Origin of the sequence: Mycolicibacterium fluoranthenivorans, from assembly GCF_011758805.1 — a bacterium.
In the GTDB taxonomy this organism is placed as follows: domain Bacteria; phylum Actinomycetota; class Actinomycetes; order Mycobacteriales; family Mycobacteriaceae; genus Mycobacterium; species Mycobacterium fluoranthenivorans.
Genome location: NZ_JAANOW010000002.1, coordinates 1,025,333 through 1,042,851 on the forward strand (window position 1 = coordinate 1,025,333; position 17,519 = coordinate 1,042,851).

The following is a 17,519-nucleotide window of genomic DNA, read 5'->3' on the forward strand; positions in this document are numbered from 1 at the left end:
GTCAGGCGGGATGGCCGTAGAGTGCGACGACCACCGTGCGGTCCAGGCTGTTCTCCGACCAGACCCCCATCTGAGTGTTGGCACAGTTCTGCATGATGGCCAGGGTGCCGGGGTCGTAGTACCACTGGTTGATCAACTCGATACCGCTCATGGCCAAGGCCGGGTTGATGGCGACCGTCTGCTGTACGACGCCGTGGTATCCCGCTGCGTCTGCGCGTGTTTGGGGTGTGGAGCCGTCCGACCCGAGATCACCGCCGAGTTGGCGGTTGTTGAGGACGTCGACGGCATGCCATTGCGCGGCCAGTTGCAACTGAGGGTTCGCCACCACGTTGTTCGTACACCCGGCCTGGTGCTGGACGGTGTACACATCGGCGATGACGCTGTTGTTGAACCGACGATTGTCGGCGTGTGCCGGTGCTGCGGCAGCGGTAGCCACTGCCGTCGCCAACCCGATTGCGGCCGCTGCGCGGCGGGGCGTGCGGGCCGGCGTGCGCCGGCGCCGTGCTCGACAGCGCGCCATGGGCACGTGAGCCACCATGCCCGCACCCGATCCTGTTGTGGAGATCACGCGTCAACTGTGCGCAACAGATGTGCCAAGGTCAAGCATTTTCTACTAGAAATTAAGTTTTGTTGATGTTTGTGGCATCAACGCGGGAGTGGGTGTGCGACGGCGCTCTGGGCAGTCCGTGGCGGGGCACGCCGTCCGAATCGTGGCCGACGTCCGTGAGCTCGTCATTTCCGCCGTATCATGAGCGGATGCCCAGGCAAAGCTCCCGGCTGCCCGTTGACGCCGACGAGGCGGTTTCCGGCCCGCCGGTCCCGGAATCTAAATCGGCGTTGACGCGTTCGCGGATCTTGGACGCCGCCGCTCATGTCCTGTCCGAACACGGATATGCCGGATTGCGGCTCACCGATGTCGCGGCCGAGGCGGACCTGCAGGCACCGGCGATCTACTACTACTTCCCGTCCCGCGACGAACTCATCGAAGAGGTCATGTGGGCGGGTATCGCCGATATGCGGGCACACGTCGCCGCCATCCTCGACGAGGTCCCCGATGGGACCGCCCCGCTGGAGAAGCTCCTGATCGCGGTCGAGGCGCACCTGAGGCACGAACTCGAGATCTCGCACTACACCACCGCTGCGATTCGCAACGCCGGGCAGGTTCCCCAAGCCATTCGCAAGCGCCAGGTCCTCGAAGAGGAGCGATACGGCGAGATCTGGCGCAGGTTGATCAATGACGTGGCACGCGAAGGGCTGCTACGGCCGGAGTTGGATCTCTACATCGCCCAGATGTTGGTGCTCGGTGCGCTGAATTGGGCTGTGGAGTGGTGGAATCCGCGACGTGGCTCGGTGGAGGCGGTGGTTGCCAACGCGCAGTCGGTCATCCGTCACGGGCTTGCGGAGACCGCTCCCGCTTAGCTCTTCTCCTCAGGCGGTACGGGCGAGGTGTCCCGCCGCGGAGGTCAGGAGTACGCCGATCGAGTGTTCGAGGGCGGTCGGGTCAACGGCCGCGTGGGATCCCATCACCCCGGCGAGCCGCCGGGCTCGCACACCTTCGAGCAGACTGGCGGCCCGCCATTGTGAGAATGCGCGGTAGTAGTCGAGGTCATCGACCGCAAAGCCGGTGATATCCCGGTACACCGCCACCATGGCGTCGCGATCGGGGAAGCCTCCCGCACGCGTCGGTGACGGCATCACGATCGCGGCTTCGGTGGCCGGTCGCCAGTCGTCGAGCAGCCACGCGAGATCGGCGAAGGGGTCGCCGACGGTGCACAACTCCCAGTCCAGCACTGCCGTGACGCGCCCGCCGGAGACCAGCAGATTGGACAGCCGGTAGTCCCCGTGCATGATGACCGCCGGTGACCGCTGAGGTAGCCGTTGCGACAGCCCACGACAGACGGCCTGCCAGTCTCGATCGTGGCGGCTCGCGGCGCCCACCCGCTCCCACGCCGCAGACACCCGGCGCAGTTGCCGGACCAGGTAGGGGCTGCTCGATGCCGCGATACCCAACCTCGCGGGGTCCAGACGGTGCAGGTGGCCCAGGGTCTCCGCGACCGCGACGCCGAGTTTGCGCCGCTCGCCGGGAGCCAAGGCCCTGGCATCGGCCTCGCTTTCCAGCGGTGCGCCGGCCATCCGCTCCATCATCAGAAACGGTGACCCGGACAGAGTCGTGCCGGTACCGACGACCCGGGGAACCGGCACGTCGGTATCCGCGAGGGCCGCGAGGATGCGCGCCTCGCGGACGACATCGTGCGCTTTACCCGCGGTATCGCCGGGTGGCGGTTCACGCATCACCCATTGGCGTCCGACGTGGTCGGTCACGAGTGTGGTGATATTCGACTGCCCGATTCCCACCCTCTGGATCGTCACCGGTGAGGTGATCTCGGCAACGTGCTGCTCGAGCCACTCCGCAGTGGCCGGAGGATCTGTCCACATACCGGGCGCCGATATCGGCGGGGTGTTCTCGTGCAGAACCATGCCGTCAGCCCTTCTGTGGTGGCGTCCAAGCGGTTGGGTGCGTCGCGGCCGCCGTTCATCGGGTCAGGACCGCCTCGAAAGCGACGCATATTATTTACTGTAGATTAGAATACAATCATGGCAACGGTGGCGTCCGAGCGGGGGCGTGTGCACAAGTCCGCGACGCGTGAGGATTACATGGTTGTCGGATTGGAGGTGCTCGCCGACGGGGGACACCTCGAACTCAAGCTTGCAGAGGTGTGTAGCCGGCTGGGGGTGACCAGCGGTTCGTTCTACCATTTCTTCGACGGTTGGGCGCAATACCGCGCTCAGGTGATCGACCACTGGAAGAACGAAGCGACACTCACCCAGCTGCAGCTTCTGCGCGGCGAACCCGATCCGTACCGGCGCATCGAGCGACTGGTGGACGTGGCGCTGCGGTTGGACCATACCGCCGAGAGTGCCATTCGCGCCTGGAGTCGAGTCGACCCCGATGTGCGCCGAGTGCAGGCAGAAGTCGATATGTTGCGCCGACAGGTCGTCTTCGATTCCGCCCGCCAGATCACCGACGACGACCAGCGGGCACACCGCTTCGCGGACGCGGCACTGTATCTGCTCATCGGCTATGAGCAGGCTGCCGTGGCGCCGGACCTCGAAGGTCTGGAGGCGATCTTTCGGGATCTGTTGACCATTCTCGAAGGGGCGCCCTGTTGACGATGACGAAGGAGATGGTGCGGTGAGGCTGGGCATGCCCCTGCGTTACTACGGAGGTGATTTCGCGGCCGTCGTCGATAGGCTGCCCGAATTCGAGCAGGCGGGTCTGCAGCGGGTGATGATCGCCGAGGCGTACAGCGTGGACGCGGTCAGTCAGATGGGCTATGTCGCGGCCAAGACCCGTCACACCGAATTGGCCTTCGGTGTCCTGCCGATGTTTTCGCGGACACCGACCAACCTGGCCATGACCGCCGCCGGTATCGACTATGTCAGTGGTGGCCGATGCGTCTTGGGGATCGGTGCGTCAGGCCCCCAAGTCATCGAGGGCTTTCACGGGGTCAGATACGACGCGCCCGTCGAACGTGCCCGCGAACACGTCGCGATCTGCCGCAAGATCTGGCGGCGCGAGCCCAGTGAGTATCGCGGTAAGCACTACACGCTGCCGTTGGACGAGGCATCGGGCGGGTCCGGCCTGGGGAAGCCGTTGAAGATCATCGGCACACCGGTGCGGGACCGGATCCCGATGTCGCTGGCGGCGATAGGGCCGAAGAATGTCGAACTGGCCGCTGAGATCTTCGACGAGTGGCAGCCCATTCTGTTCCACCCCGAACGCGCGGACCGCGCATTCGGTGACGCCCTGCGGGCAGGGCGAAACGGTCGTCACGATGGACTCGGTGATCTCGGCATCAGCGTCCAGTGCCCGCTGCTGATCTCCGACGATCCCGACCACACCACGAGTGCGTTGAACGCCGTCCGTGCGAATGTCGCGCTGTACGTCGGCGGAATGGGGGCCGCCGGCAAGAACTACTACAACACGCTCTTCGCGCGGTACGGGTATGAGAAGGAAGCCGCCGAGATCCAAAGGCAGTTCCTGAGCGGATCGAAATCGGCAGCAGCTGAGGCTGTCCCGGAAGAGTTCGCACGCGCCATATCGTTGATCGGCGATCGGGCGCAGGTGCGGGACCGGGTCGCGGCGCTACACGCCGCCGGGGTCACCTGTGTGCTGGCTGATCCCGTTGCGGATTCACACGCGCGCAGGCTCGATGACATGGCCACTGTCCGGGGCTTCTTGATTTGACGAACGCGTCAAACGACCGTTCTGCACCTTTTCTATCCAAGATTCGATTATGGTCCGTTTGTCGAGCTGTCATTCTTCGGCCCTGCGCCCGAAGAAGCCACGGCAGAACCATGAGGAGGAACTGTGACATCCACGCTGAACCCGGCGGTCAACGGTCGGGCTTCCACCGAGCGGGCCGACTATCGACTGCTTCGCGTCGGCCTCTGGTCGGTCTGTGTCTATGTCGGCCTGGGGCTGCTGGGATTCGCGGTGTTCGCGGGCTTCTGGCCGCCACCGAGTGAAGACCTGGACGCGGCCGGCATCGCCGCGTACTTCCACGAGCATCAGACCTCGATCCGAATCGGCATGGTGCTCATGGCGGTTGGGGCCCCGTGTTATTACACCTGGAGCATCGTCCTGTCGAAGCTCGTCGGCCGGATGGAGGGTCCGATGGGGCCCCTGTCGATGACGGAGCTCATCGGCGGATTGATGACGGGCGTGGTGACCGTGGTTCCGGCGATCGTGTGGCAGACGGCGGCCTTCCGGGTCGAAACGAGGTCTGCCGAAACCATCCAGACGTTGTACGACCTCGGCTGGTTGTTCTTCGATCTGACGTGGATGTTCTCCTTCCTGCAGAGCGTGGCTTTGGGTATCGCGATCTTGATGGATCGACGTGACCGGCCGCTGTTTCCGCGTTGGGTCGGTTATATCTGCTTTCTGACCGCCGCTGTCTACGTGCCGCTCGTCTTCATTCCCTTCGCGCGTACCGGTCCCTTCGCATGGCATGGCGCCCTGAACTTCTGGGCAGTGTTCGTCATGTTCTTCGTGCTCATCGCCGTGGTGACGCCCTGCGCGTTCCGTGCATTGCGGCGCCTCGAATCGGAGACATAGCCGTGGATCCAAGTCCCGACTACGACGCGAGTGATGAACTTGAGTATTTCTTCAGCTGGTTGCCGTGGGCGCTTCGTGGTGTGTACCCGCCGCCGGCATACCCCCCTGTCTGAGCGCTGCTCGATGCCGGAGGCGAAATACGCACCGTCTGTACCGCGATGGAAACGAGGGTGGCGATGAGCACGTCCAGTCGGCTGCTGCGGAACCTGTTCGCGTTGATGGTGGGCGTCTGCCTGTGTTCTCCGGGGCAGGCGAAAGCGGACGGGATCGAGTACGTCCAGGTGCCGTCGGCGGCGATGGGCCGTGATATCCCGGTGGCCCTTCAGGCCGGTGGTCCGCACGCGGTCTACCTCCTCGACGCGTTCAACGCCGCACCCGGGGTGAGCAATTGGGTCAATGCCGGCGCGTTCAACACCCTGGCCGGTAAGGGCATCTCGGTGGCCGCCCCGGCCGGTGGTGCGTTCAGCATGTACACGAACTGGGAGCAGGACGCCAGCTTGCAGTGGGAGACGTTCCTGTCTCAGGAGCTGCCGGACTGGCTGGCCGCGAACAAGGGCCTGGCCCCGACCGGGCACGGTGTCGTGGGTGCGGCCCAGGGCGGCACGGCGGCGCTGACGCTGGCGGAGTTCCACCCGGACCGGTTCCGCTATGCGGGCTCGATGTCGGGCTTCCTGACTCCCTCGAACACGTTTCTCAATGGTGCGATCACCGCGGGTATGGCGCAGTTCGGTGGGGTCAACACCCAGGACATGTGGGGCCCGGCGCAGTTCGGGCGGTGGAAGTGGCATGACCCCGACGTGCATGGGCAGTTGTTGGTGGACAACAACACCCGGATCTGGGTGTTCAGCCCGCAGACGCTGACCTGTAGCGATCCGGCGGCGATGATCGGGTATTGCGATCAGGCGCAGGGCAGCAACCGCAGTTTCTATTCGCAGTACCGTGCCATGGGCGGCCGTAACGGGCACTTCGACTTCCCTGCCGGTGGCCAGCACGACTGGAGCAGCTGGGGCCCGCAACTGGCCGCCATGTCCGGTGACCTGGCGGCCACCATCGCCTAGTGCGCGCAACCAAAGGAGAGAAACGTGGTTCGGCCGGTGAAAGTGTCATCCCTTGCCGTCTTCGGATGTCTGGTTGCCCTGGCGACGGCCTGGCCCGCACATGCCGCTCCGAATGACTCGCCGTGCAGCATGGCGGTCTCGCTGCTGTGCCACTTCGTTCCGATGGCCCCGGATCTCGATGGGGACGTCGATCTGACCACGCAGCTTCCCGCGGGAGATCCCGGGGTTGCGGTGCCTCCCACCGATCCGTGCGTCAGTGGTTGCATCTGAGGCTCGCGCCTCCGAATTGACAAGAACACGAGAGGATTTCCTATGGGTGTCGCAATCGACGTGACTGGACTGAGTAAGTCGTTCGGGTCGTCGAAGATTTGGGAAGACGTCACGCTGAAGGTTCCCGAGGGTGAGGTCAGCGTGTTGCTGGGCCCTTCGGGTACGGGTAAGTCGGTGTTCTTGAAGTCGTTGATCGGTCTGTTGCGCCCGGAGAAGGGTTCGATCGTCATCGATGGGACCAATATCTTGGAGTGCTCGGCCAAGGAGCTCTATGAGATCCGCACCCTGTTCGGTGTGCTGTTCCAGGACGGCGCGCTGTTCGGGTCGATGAACATCTACGACAACACGGCGTTCCCGTTGCGGGAGCATACGAAGAAGTCCGAGTCTGATATCCGCAAGATCGTGATGGAGAAGCTCGAACTGGTGGGTATGCCCAACGATGGGCACAAGTTCCCCGGTGAGATCTCCGGCGGTATGCGCAAGCGTGCGGGGTTGGCGCGGGCGTTGGTGTTGGACCCGCAGATCATCTTGTGTGATGAGCCGGATTCGGGTCTGGACCCGGTGCGTACGGCGTATTTGTCGCAGTTGCTCATCGATATCAACGCCCAGATCGATGCGACGGTGTTGATCGTGACGCACAACATCAATATTGCGCGGACGGTGCCGGACAACATCGGGATGTTGTTCCGTAAGCATTTGGTGATGTTCGGTCCGCGTGAGGTGTTGTTGACCTCGGAGGAGCCGGTGGTCAAGCAGTTCCTCAATGGTCGTCGGATTGGTCCGATCGGTATGTCGGAGGAGAAGGACGAGGCGACTGCGGCGGCTGAGCAGGCGATGATGGATGCCGGTCAGAGTGATGGTGGTGTGGAGGAGATCGAGGGTGTGCCGCCGCAGTTGATTGCGACGCCGGGGATGCCTGAGCGTAAGGGTGTGGCGCGTCGTCAGGCCCGGGTGCGCGAGATCCTGCACACCCTGCCCCCGGCCGCGCAGGCCGCGATCCTCGACGATCTCGACGGCACCCCGGCCGCGGCGATCACGCTGTGATGCGGGCGGTCAGGCCCTATCTGGTGGCGAATCCGCCTCGTGCTGACCGTACCCGAAACCGTCCGATGACTCGGAGTGCGGTGATGAACACAGTTGACGAGAACGAATTTGCTTGGGCTCTCCTGGGATCGGCGAAGCCGTTCCTCGCGGACGCGGTGAATTCATGCCTGTGCGTCAAGATCGGCGCGGGCGAGCAGAACGTCGCCATCAGAGAACTTCTCGAACGATTCGTGGGCAACGGCGCGACGCTGCCTCCTGCCCTCGTGGCGTCGTTGTGGGCGTGGATAAATGGATTCGTCGGCAGTGATGAGGAGACCGCACTGCGCGATCTTGCCGTGCGAATACGAGTGGCGCAGACAAGTCACCCGAGCCCGCCGGCCCACCAGGACGATCCGGAAGTGGCGCAGTTGATTCCGCGACGAAGCGAGCGAGCTGAGAGAAAGCACGTGCAGTTCGCGGCGGCCGTCAACCATTCGCTGTAGAAGAGCGCGACTCCGAGACCGCAGGAGATGGCCGTGATCAGCCATAATCGAATGGTCAGTGTGCTTTCCGGCCAGTTCATCAGCTCGAAGTGGTGCACGCAGCCCATGCTGCACGCCAACGGTGTCACCCAGGTCCCCACTTACCTGTCCCGGGACTGGGGCCGCGACTGGGGTTCGTTACGCCGCTTCGATCCCGTCGTCGAAGCCCCCGAAGCGCACCTGAACCTCGCGACCGCCACCCGTAGCGGCCTCTGGAACCCGGGGCCGATCCGTATCGGCCCGTGAGCGCGCGAACGATCGTCCACATCGGCGTGCGCGAGCTCCAAGATTATTCCAAGGACCGCAACGACGATTACCGCCATGACAACAACACCTCAGCCCCAGCAAGACCCCACCTACGCACCTCAGCCGGCCCACCCCGGAGTGGATCCGCTGACCGGTCGGCCGCTCTCCGACAAGAGCAAGGTGACCGCGGGTCTGCTGGGAATCCTCCTCGGCAGCTTCGGGCTCGGCCGCTTCTACCTCGGGTACACCAAGCTGGCCGTCGCGCAGATCGCGGTCACCTGGCTGACGCTGGGAATCGGCGGCATCTGGCCCTTCATCGATGGCATCCTGATCCTTCTCGGCAAGGTGCCCGACGTGGAAGGCCGCCCGCTGCGTAGTTGAGCGGTTGCTAGGTCGCGGGCGTCACATCCCTGCCGGAACCCTTGATCGAAGCCTTCGCACGCTTCTCGGCACGCACCGGCTTGCCGCCTCGGACGAACCCGGCGGGGGAGACCGACGCCGCCATCAACGCGTCCTCGCCGTTGACGAACGGGTGGAACGTGACGCCTGCGCCACCGCGCCCCTTCACCGGAATATCGGCGACTTCGGTGACTTTCCAACCCTTTTCGGAGATCGAAAGGACAGCCTCGCCGTTCTCGCAGGTGAGCGGCAGCGCGGCAATGACCTCGTCGCCGGGGTCACCGGCCGTCAGCTTCACCCCGGCCACACCATTGCCGGCCGCACCCTGCGGGTTCACGGCGGCGGGGTCGATGCGCAACACCTTTCCGCGCCGGGTCACCAGCGCCAGGTGATACCCCGGTGTCAGCACACCTGAGCGCACCAACCCGGTGATGTCCGGCGCCACGGGGATGTCGCGGATCTTGTAGGGCAGGCCGTTGCCGGTGGTGAACTTGACGCGCCCGTCGGTCCACACCGCCCACCCCAGGCCCGAGGTGAGCAGGTCACCGTGACTGTCGGAGAACACCCCGCGGTCATCAAGACGCCAGGAGGCATTGACCTTCCGCTCGCGCGCCCCGTCCTCATCGGAGCCCGCCACCGTCGGTGTGGCCTCGAAGTCCAGCACCGTGCGACGGTCGAACTCGGCTCCCTTGAACAGTTTCGCGGTCTCCACCAGTTCCTTGTCGATGACCGCGCGTCGCGCGTCGGGGTTCGACACCAGTTCGGTCAGTTCGAGGAACTCGGCATCCAGTTTTTCGGCTTCGGCCTGCAGTTCGATGACGTCGAGTCGGGTCAACCGTCGAAGCTGCAGTCCCAGAACATAATCGGCCTGCTCGGCGTCGATCGAGAAGCGCTCCTGCAAGCCCTGGCGAGCCTCGTCGACGGTATCGGAACTGCGGATGACCGCCACCGCGGCATCGATGTCGAGGTGGATGAGCATCAGGCCGGCCACGAGGTGGCGACGGGCGGTGACCTTCTCCAGGCGATACTCGCTGCGGCGCACCACCACCGAGTCGCGCAGGTGCAGGAATGCCGAGATCAGTTCACGTACCGACCACCAGCGAGGTACCCGGTCCTCGTCGAGAGCGACGAGGCTGGCGGCGAAGGTGGACTCCAACGGTGTCAGTGCGAGCAACTGCTCACGGATCTGCTCGGCATTGTGACCACGTTTGGCGGTGACCACGATCCGCAGCCCGTTACGCCGGTCGGTCAGATCGGACATATCGGCCACACCGGGGAGTTCCCCGGACTCGACCAAGGCCCGGATCCGTTCCTGGACAGTGGAACTGGCGACACCGGGCGGAAGCTCGGTGATGATGACGTTCTTGCCCTCCACGGATACGGTGCCGCGCACGGTGAACGCGCCGCGTCCGGTGGTGAGGTATTCGCGCAACCCGGCGGTGCCGACCACGGTGGCGCCGCAGCCCCAGTCGGGGCCGGGAATGAGCTTGACCAACCTGTCGTCGGTCATCTTCGGCGTCGCCAGCAGCGCCCGGCAGGCGGCCATGATCTCGCGGGGGTTGTGCGCCGGCACCTTGGTGGCCCAGCCCTCGGCGATACCGACGGCACCGTTGCACAGCAGCACCGGCCAGCGCGCCGGCAGCACTGTCGGCTCGATCCACTCTCCGTCGAACGTCGAGACCATCGGTACGGCGTGATCGTCGAGTTCGGCGGTCAGTGCTGCACCGGGTGCCGACAGCCGCATCTCGGTATAGCGGTCAGCTGCGGGAATGTCACCTTGGATGCGCGGGAATGCGCCCTGCCCGTCAATGACTTTCACCCGTTGGAACTCGGCGGCCATCAGTGCCGCGGCGCCGTACATCGACGCGCCGCCGTGCGGGTGCAGGTTGCCGGTGACGGCTGAGCAGACCTTGGAGGATTTCTGCGGCTTGTTACCGGGCAGCAGCTTCGAATCGTGCATCTGATAGAGCAGGCGCCGTTGGCCGGGCTTGAGCCCGTCGAACGCGGACGGGATGGCGCGGTCGCTGACGCTGTAGAGCGCGAAGGTCAGCTGGTAGTGATTCCAGTAGTCATCTGCGCTCTGGTCGAGCACCAGATCGGGGTTCTGCTCGGGCACGTCCAGGGTGGCGGTCACAATGAGTTCTCCTACGTCAGGTCAAGAGCAGAGGTGTCGACGCGGGAGGCGATATCGGCCATCCACGTCCGCCTGCCTTCCGGCGGCCCGCCGAACAAAGTGTGGTGCAGCTTGGATTCGCCGTCGTCGAGATGCACTCGAATGACGGTGCGCCGCTGCGGATCCAGCACGGTGTTCCAGAAGTCGTCGGCATCCATCTCGCCGAGACCTTTGTTTCGTTGTACTTCGACCTTGCGTTTGGAGGTGGCTTTCAGTTGGGCCACCGCGGCATCGCGCTCGGATTCGTCCTGGCAGTAGATCCGCTGCGTGCCGTCCTTGACGACGAACAGCGGCGGCAGCGTCACGTAGACCATGCCCGCTTCGACGAGTGGGCGGTAGAAGTCCAGGAACATCGAGATGAGGCTGGAGTTGATATTGCCGCCGTCGGGGTCGGCGTCGGAGGCGAACAGGATGCGGTCGTAGCGGCACAGTTCCGGATCGCAGTGGTCACGCACGCCGCAGCCCAGGATGCGTTCGATGGAATCGAACTCGTCTTTGACCCGTGCCTTGCTCAGCGTGAACCCATAGACGTTGGGCGGCTTGCCTTTCAGGGGGAAGGCCGCCTGGAAGGTGGCGTCGCGCGCCGCCTTGATGGTGCCCAGGGCCGAATCGCCCTCGCACAAGAACAACTCGGCACCGGATCCGCGGCCGGTCTCCCTGCTGGGCAGCAGCTTCGGTGGCAGCGACAGGTTGGTGCCCAGGCCCTTGGCCTTGGATGCCGCGCGGGACCGGGCCTTGGCGCCTTCGGCGCTGCGCCGCGCTCGCGCCGATTCCAGCGCCAGTTTCGTCCACAACGACACGGTGTCGCTGTTGGCGGGGTTGGCCGCCCATACGGTGACGCTGCGCGCCACATCCGGGGCCATCGCCAGGTTCAGCGACCGCGAGGACACCGCCGTCTTGGCTTGGGAGTCCCATGCCACATCGGGGGCGCGGGTGTCGACGGCCAGTGCGGTGACCGCCGCGAAATCCTGCGGCTCCGGACCGTCCTCGCCTTTGGCCAGGCCGAGGTCGCGGATCCGGGAAGCGCGATCGGCCAGGGCTTCGGACAGCCCCTTCACGGCGGCCGTCAGGTGGGACCCCCCACCCGGGGTCCGCACGGTATTGCAGAACGCGGCGACGGTGGCAGGTTCGGCCGGGCCTGCGGTCAGCGACCAGCGAAACGGGGTCGGCCCGCGGCCGGTGGTGTACTCACCGCGGCCCTCTACCACGGCGCGCACGCCGGGTACGGGAGTGCCGGCGGCGGTGCACATGAGGTCCAGTAGGGTATCGGTGCCCCACGGACCGTGGAAGGGCTCGATCAGCTCGGGCCGGATCTCTCCGCCCGGCCACCCCTCGTCGACCACGATCAGGTGCACACCTGGCGACATCCGCGCCGCGGCGTGCGCCCGCAACAGCACCTCACCGACATCCACGCTGGAATCGGGCACCACGGCCGAGTCGAACAGGATGCGCACGGTGGTGCCGTGGGCATCCGGCTTACGGTTACCCACGCCGCGCAGTTTCTGCGTGTCGGAGCGGGTGAACGGGGCGTTCGGGTCGAAGTCCTTGCCTTCGAAGGTGCCGGGGTAGCCGCCGCCGAAACTCTGCAGGTAGGTCTTTCCGGCCCGGCGCACCGTCACATCGGTGCGTGCGGAGATGAACACCGCCGCCGCGGCGCCGATCCCGTTGAGTCCGGCACCCGTGCTGGTCGCGTCGGAATGGGCGGAGAACTTGCCGCCGGCCCGCGCGGTGCCCAGTGTCTTGACGATGCCGTTCTTCCCGGTGACGGGGTCGGAGTCGACGGGCAGGCCACGGCCGTCATCGGCGACACTGACCGATCCGTCGGCGTGCAGGGTGATGGTGACGGTCGAGCCGCCGTGGCTGGGGTCGGCGACCTCTTCGACCGCGTTGTCCACCAACTCGCGCAGGGCCGTGTTGAGAACATCCAGGCCGAGGTTCACCGCCGGCCGCAGGCGGGTGTGCTGGACATCGTCGAGCTCGGTGATGTCTGCGGCGTTGTAACTCACTGCTATCCCTTCCACCAGGGCCGATGCCGCGGCGCGGCCGGATCCCGTCGGTGCGTCACTGCCCAGCGAGCCTGCCCTCGCCGTGTCAGCCGCCCCCCGATCGGCGGGCGGCTTAAGCATTCTGCCTCGGCGAGGTGACACCACACCCATCGCCAGGCCGAAGCAGTCGAAGAATTCGGTGATCGCGCACACATCGACCGGCCGCCTGGCAGCAGACGTGCTCGACCGCAAACCTTGCTTGTCGACGCAGGGAGGGGGAAGTCGCCGGCGGCAAATCACGCCCTCTCGGCCTTTGCCAGGTCGAGGCATTCTCGAGCAAAGTCACGGTGTTCGCCGGGGCGGGAAAGGGGTTCGTCGATTGCCGCGGAACGCCCACCCCGGTGCGCGCACCTTAGAAAATGGTGAGAAGATCCCTGCGTGACAGAAGATGCGGCGGTGAGCCAGGCGCGACAGCTACTGACCGCTCTCTACGACCAAGTCGCCGACATCTCGCACAAACTGGAAATCGTCGATGCACGAAATCGGAGGGCACGGTCGCGTGGCAACGCGCGGGTCGATCCCCGGGCCGGCGATCTGCGGCGCGAGCTCTACGAGGCGCACCGGCTGATCGACGGGTTGCACCGGCGATTCCCCGAAACCTCGCCCCATCACCGCCCTTTCGCGGGCCGGCACGCCAGGCCCGGTCAACCCCGATTGGCCGCGAGCACCGAGAGCAGTTCGTAACCGACGTGCGCTGCGGCGATGCCGGTGATCTCGGCATGGTCGTAGGCGGGCGCCACCTCGACGATGTCGGCCCCGACCACCTCCAGCCCGACCAGCCCACGCAGCGTGTTCAGTAGTTCCCGCGACGTCATGCCGCCCGCTTCGGGGGTGCCCGTACCCGGCGCGTGTGCGGGGTCGAGCACGTCGATGTCGACCGAGACGTAGACCGGGCCGCCGGAGAGGCGCTTGCGCATCCGCTCGACGATCGATGCCACGCCGTCGAATTCGTAGTCGTCGGAGCGGATCACCTGGAATCCGAGCACCGCGTCGTCCTCGAGGTCGTGCTTGCTGTACAGTGGACCGCGAATGCCGATGTGCTGGGACCGTTCCATATCGATCAGACCCTCCTCGCTGGCCCGGCGGAACGGCGTGCCGTGGGTGAACGGTGCCCCGAAGTAGGTATCCCAGGTGTCCAGGTGGGCATCGAAATGCAGCACGCCGATGGGGCCGTGATCGCGGGCCAGGGACCGCAGGATGGGCAGGGCGATGGTGTGGTCGCCGCCGATGGTCAGCACCTTCGAGCCGTCCTTGCGCAGATCGGTCACGGCGGTGTCGATGGTCTCGATCGCCTCGGCGATGTCGAACGGATTCACCGCGATATCCCCGCAGTCGGCGACCTGCTGAACCGCGAACGGTTCGATCCCGACCGCGGGGTTGTACGGCCGCAGCAGTTTCGACGAGGCGCGGACATGACCGGGTCCGAAGCGGGCCCCGGGCCGGTAGGACACCCCGCTGTCGAACGGGATGCCCACGATGCTCACATCGGCGCTGTCGACCTGGTCGATGCGCGGCAGTCGCGCAAAGGTGCCGGGTTCGGTGTAGCGGGGCCGGCGCGTGGCATCCACCGGACCGATCGGATCGGTCATTTCTCCTCCGTTTCAACGGTGTTGGCGATCGCCACCGCATCGGCGGGATCGGCCAGGGATGGATCCTCGGCGATGAGGGCGAGCTCATGGGACAAGTTCAGCGACCGGGTCAGCGCGATGTACACCAGACCGGACACCGCCAGCCCGACGATGAAGGCGATATCGACATCGCCCATCGCAGCGGCGACCGGGCCGGTATAGAACGGCAGCACCACGAACGGGATCTCTGCGGCGATGCCCGCGGCGAAGGCCACCAGCCCGCGCCAGGACCAGGCGCCGTACACCCCCGCCGGGGTGAACAGGTCGGCGATGACGTAGTGCCCGCGGCGTACGAAGAAGAAGTCGGTGAGGTTCACCGCGGTCCACGGCACCAACAGGTACAGCATGATCAGCAACGTGGTGTTCAGCGCCGCCGTCGCGTTGGACAACAGCAGGCTCATCGCCAGCCAGGCAAGCGCGAGCACCACGATGGTGATCACTCGCAACCTCCGCGTGGGGCGTACCGAACGCACCGAATCCAGCCCGGTGACCACCGTCAGCATCCCGCTGTAGGCGTTGAGGCCCATGGTCGCCACCAGTACGAGTGTCGCGACCACCGCCAGCACGCTGCCCAGCATCGGTACCGTGGCGTTGCCGGTGGTGTTGATCCCGGCCAGCGCATCGGAGGCGCCCAAGTAGGTGGCCATCCAGGCGCCCAGCGGGATCAACCACACCGGGGATGCGGTGGCTCCCACGAATACCGACGCGATGATCGCCGCCGGCCGGGTGCCCCGCGGCAGGTACCGGCTGTAGTCGGATACATAGGGCGCATAGGTGATGTTGTAGGACGCGGCCACCCCGAACTGGGCCAGAAACGCGACCCAAGTGAAAGAGCCTGTAACCGAATCGGTTCCGGGTACCCCGCCGGACAGCACTCCGTAGGTGAGTACCAGCCACAGCGGTAGGGATATCCAGAACAGCACGCGGAAAGCTCTGTGCAGCAAGTCATGTCCGAAGATGGCCAGGCCGGCGGCCACCACGGTGATCACCACCGCCACCACGGCCGAATTCCAGCCGAAGATCTCCTGGAGGCCGGATTTGAGGATGACGACATCGACGACGTTGAACCCGACGAAGGTGAACAATGTGCCGATCAGCGGCACCAGCACCCCGCGGAAGCCGAACTGCGCCCGCGACTGGATCATCTGGGGCAGCCCGAGCACGGGCCCCTGGGTGGCGTGGAAGGCCATGAACAGGGTGCCGAACGCGATGCCCGCGATTCCTGCGACCACCGTCCACCACAGCGAGAGGCCGAGGCTGGGTCCGACGAACCCGAGCGCGAGGGTGAACGGCTGAAAGTTGCCGACGAACCAGAACGGCCCCTGGTGGGCGACCTTGCCGTGCCGTTCGTCATCGGGCACGTAGTCGATGGAGCGGGTCTCGATCAACGTCGCCGTCCGGTCGGCGTTGGGCATGGCCATGTCTATCTCCCTGTGTGGCGGTGGTCATACTTTGGCCAAATCTGCTGTTGGAAGCCATAGCCGTTTTGTTCAGTCTGACCATTAAGATTGGACGATATGTACAAGACACCGGAGCGGCGGTGATCACCGTCCGCGATGTCGCGACCGCTGCGTCACTGCAGCTGACAGTGGTGGCCGGCGCGGCGGGGCTGGAACGCGAGATCACCACCGCGCATGTCTCCGAACTCACCTCGCCCGGGGACTGGCTGCGCGGAGGCGAGCTCCTGATGACCGTCGGCCTGCTGCTACCGATGAACGCCGCGGCGTGCCGCACCTACGTTTCCGAATGCGCCGCGGCCGGTGTGGCCGCACTCGCGCTGGGAGTCGGCCACGGGCTGCCGTACCGGGAATGTCCGGAACCGCTGCGGGCGGCCGCGGAGCAGGAGGGTATCGCCATGCTCGTCGTGCCCGACCAGACCCCGTTCATCGCCGTCACCAAATGGGTCTTCGAAACCATCGCACGGCAGGAACGTCGTGGACTTCAACAGGCCATGGAGAACAATCGGCGGCTCACCGCGGTGGCGACGAGCTCCGCACCGCTGCCGGCGCTGCTCGCGGCGTGGGCTTCGACGAGCGCCACCCCATGTGTGGTGTGCGACGGTGCCGGCGGACTGGTAGCCGCCAGCCCGGGGACCCCGCCGGACACCGTCGAACAGGCACGCCGGGCCTGCGCCCAGATGGAGGGACGCAATTGGGCGGTGCTCAATGGGTTGGAGGTGCACACCATCGGCGCGCAGATACCCCTGGCGTTCGTGGCGTTCGGCGCCGATATGGACGCCACCGCCCGCGCGTCGTCGACCGTGCTGGTCTCGCTCATCGCCGTGGACCGCGAGCGGCGTGAACTCTCCGATGAGCCCGAGCGTCGGCGCAGGGAACAGGTATTCGGACAGCTACTGCGCACCGGGATCAAACGCGAACGCGCCCAACAACTTGCGTCGAGCGTCGGCTTGACCGCCGAGCACTGCCACGTCGCGGTGGTGGACGAGGCGGGGGAGGAGCTCGCGTTCCGGCTGCGCTCCACCCTGGACGGAGCCTTGGTCCGGGTCCACGGCCACACGGTGGAGATCGCGCACTGGAATCTGAACGCACTCACCGAGACCCTGCAGTCGCATGCCGGCGGACTGCCCACCGGCATCGGCGCAGCGACCAGCCCTGACACGCTGGGGGTTTCGGCCATGCAGGCGCGGTCCCTGGTCGCTGTCAGCCGACGACTCGGCCGCACCGTCAGCGCGGTCGAAGGCGAGACCGTGTCCTTGCTGCTATCGCTGGGGGCGACCGAGGCGGTCCGTGGATTCGCCGACGCGGTGCTGGCGCCACTGGAGGCGCTCGAACCGGGGGACCGGGCCGAGATGTTGCGGACGCTTGATCAATGGCTGCGGGTCAACGGTGCGTGGGATCCGGCAGCTGCTCGGTTGTCTGTGCACCGCAACACGGTTCGCAATCGCATCGACCGAATCGCGCAACTCACCGGGCGCCGGCTCGATGACGGCGACGACCGGATGGAGTTGTGGCTGGCGCTCAAGGCCCGCACGGCGCTGCCGTGACTAGACTTCGCT

General features: G+C 65.7%; 14 protein-coding genes and 5 pseudogenes. 12 read left to right on the top strand and 7 right to left on the bottom strand.

Annotated features, from left to right (window positions below; genetic code table 11):
• Positions 1-7: 7 nt before the first annotated feature.
• Positions 8-520: pseudogene (locus FHU31_RS22885) on the bottom strand (CAP domain-containing protein); the annotation flags it as partial.
• A 236-nt stretch (positions 521-756) separates the two neighbouring features.
• Between FHU31_RS22885 and FHU31_RS22890 the strand changes: the two are divergent.
• Positions 757-1,419: a TetR/AcrR family transcriptional regulator gene (locus tag FHU31_RS22890; protein WP_167162721.1), complete on the top strand. Its 663-nt coding sequence runs from the start codon at positions 757-759 to the stop codon at positions 1,417-1,419.
• Positions 1,420-1,428: 9 nt separating this feature from the next.
• Here the strand turns inward: FHU31_RS22890 and FHU31_RS22895 are convergent, their stop codons facing one another.
• On the bottom strand, positions 1,429-2,478 hold the full coding sequence (locus FHU31_RS22895; RefSeq protein WP_167162723.1) for a phosphotransferase family protein: 1,050 nt from the start codon (positions 2,476-2,478) through the stop codon (positions 1,429-1,431).
• Between the two features lie 117 nt (positions 2,479-2,595).
• Between FHU31_RS22895 and FHU31_RS22900 the strand changes: the two genes are divergently transcribed.
• From FHU31_RS22900 to FHU31_RS22930, 7 genes and pseudogenes are all read left to right on the top strand, one after another.
• Complete coding sequence (locus FHU31_RS22900; protein ID WP_167162724.1) at positions 2,596-3,171, top strand: TetR/AcrR family transcriptional regulator; 576 nt, start codon at positions 2,596-2,598, stop codon at positions 3,169-3,171.
• 34 nt (positions 3,172-3,205) lie between these two features.
• Positions 3,206-4,249 carry an LLM class F420-dependent oxidoreductase gene (locus FHU31_RS22905; RefSeq protein ID WP_167163011.1) on the top strand — a complete coding sequence of 348 codons (1,044 nt, stop codon included), beginning with the start codon at positions 3,206-3,208 and terminating at the stop codon, positions 4,247-4,249.
• A gap of 123 nt (positions 4,250-4,372) precedes the next feature.
• A complete protein-coding gene (locus FHU31_RS22910) occupies positions 4,373-5,119 on the top strand; it encodes a hypothetical protein (RefSeq protein WP_167162726.1) in 747 nt (248 codons plus the stop codon).
• 2 nt (positions 5,120-5,121) lie between these two features.
• Positions 5,122-5,232: pseudogene (locus FHU31_RS31640) on the top strand (CAP domain-containing protein); the annotation flags it as partial.
• A 105-nt stretch (positions 5,233-5,337) separates the two neighbouring features.
• Positions 5,338-6,177: an alpha/beta hydrolase-fold protein gene (locus FHU31_RS22920; RefSeq protein ID WP_234901626.1), complete on the top strand. Its 840-nt coding sequence runs from the start codon at positions 5,338-5,340 to the stop codon at positions 6,175-6,177.
• Between the two features lie 312 nt (positions 6,178-6,489).
• Positions 6,490-7,491: an ABC transporter ATP-binding protein gene (locus FHU31_RS22925; protein ID WP_208411145.1), complete on the top strand. Its 1,002-nt coding sequence runs from the start codon at positions 6,490-6,492 to the stop codon at positions 7,489-7,491.
• Positions 7,492-7,574: 83 nt separating this feature from the next.
• On the top strand, positions 7,575-7,973 hold the full coding sequence (locus FHU31_RS22930) for a hypothetical protein (protein ID WP_167161184.1): 399 nt from the start codon (positions 7,575-7,577) through the stop codon (positions 7,971-7,973).
• Here the strand turns inward: FHU31_RS22930 and FHU31_RS31645 are convergent.
• Positions 7,952-8,068, bottom strand: a pseudogene (locus FHU31_RS31645) (phospho-N-acetylmuramoyl-pentapeptide-transferase); the annotation flags it as partial. The gene FHU31_RS22930 and the pseudogene FHU31_RS31645 sit on opposite strands and share 22 nt — an antisense overlap.
• Between FHU31_RS31645 and FHU31_RS22940 the strand changes: the two are divergent.
• Both FHU31_RS22940 and FHU31_RS22945 read left to right on the top strand, forming a co-directional pair.
• Positions 8,067-8,258, top strand: a pseudogene (locus tag FHU31_RS22940) (arabinosyltransferase C-terminal domain-containing protein); the annotation flags it as partial. The pseudogenes FHU31_RS31645 and FHU31_RS22940 overlap by 2 nt on opposite strands.
• Before the next feature lie 93 nt (positions 8,259-8,351).
• A pseudogene (locus FHU31_RS22945) lies at positions 8,352-8,639 on the top strand (TM2 domain-containing protein); the annotation flags it as partial.
• A 7-nt stretch (positions 8,640-8,646) separates the two neighbouring features.
• On the opposite strand, the gene FHU31_RS22950 reads toward FHU31_RS22945, so the two are convergent.
• Both FHU31_RS22950 and FHU31_RS22955 read right to left on the bottom strand, forming a co-directional pair.
• Complete coding sequence (locus FHU31_RS22950; protein ID WP_167162732.1) at positions 8,647-10,791, bottom strand: DNA gyrase subunit A; 2,145 nt, start codon at positions 10,789-10,791, stop codon at positions 8,647-8,649.
• 11 nt (positions 10,792-10,802) lie between these two features.
• Complete coding sequence (locus tag FHU31_RS22955; RefSeq protein WP_167162734.1) at positions 10,803-12,836, bottom strand: toprim domain-containing protein; 2,034 nt, start codon at positions 12,834-12,836, stop codon at positions 10,803-10,805.
• 417 nt (positions 12,837-13,253) lie between these two features.
• Between FHU31_RS22955 and FHU31_RS22960 the strand changes: the two genes are divergently transcribed.
• Positions 13,254-13,559 carry a hypothetical protein gene (locus FHU31_RS22960; RefSeq protein WP_167162736.1) on the top strand — a complete coding sequence of 102 codons (306 nt, stop codon included), beginning with the start codon at positions 13,254-13,256 and terminating at the stop codon, positions 13,557-13,559.
• Here FHU31_RS22960 and speB read toward each other — a convergent pair.
• Together speB and FHU31_RS22970 are read right to left on the bottom strand one after the other, a co-directional pair.
• Complete coding sequence (gene speB / locus FHU31_RS22965; RefSeq protein WP_167162738.1) at positions 13,520-14,464, bottom strand: agmatinase; 945 nt, start codon at positions 14,462-14,464, stop codon at positions 13,520-13,522. The two genes, FHU31_RS22960 and speB, sit on opposite strands and share 40 nt — an antisense overlap.
• On the bottom strand, positions 14,461-15,924 hold the full coding sequence (locus FHU31_RS22970) for a purine-cytosine permease family protein (protein ID WP_167162740.1): 1,464 nt from the start codon (positions 15,922-15,924) through the stop codon (positions 14,461-14,463). The genes speB and FHU31_RS22970 overlap by 4 nt, the downstream gene beginning before the upstream one ends.
• A gap of 119 nt (positions 15,925-16,043) precedes the next feature.
• On the opposite strand from FHU31_RS22970, the gene FHU31_RS22975 reads away from it, so the two are divergent.
• Positions 16,044-17,507, top strand: coding sequence for a PucR family transcriptional regulator (locus FHU31_RS22975; RefSeq protein WP_167162741.1), 1,464 nt, complete (start codon positions 16,044-16,046; stop codon positions 17,505-17,507).
• Positions 17,508-17,519 lie beyond the last annotated feature (12 nt).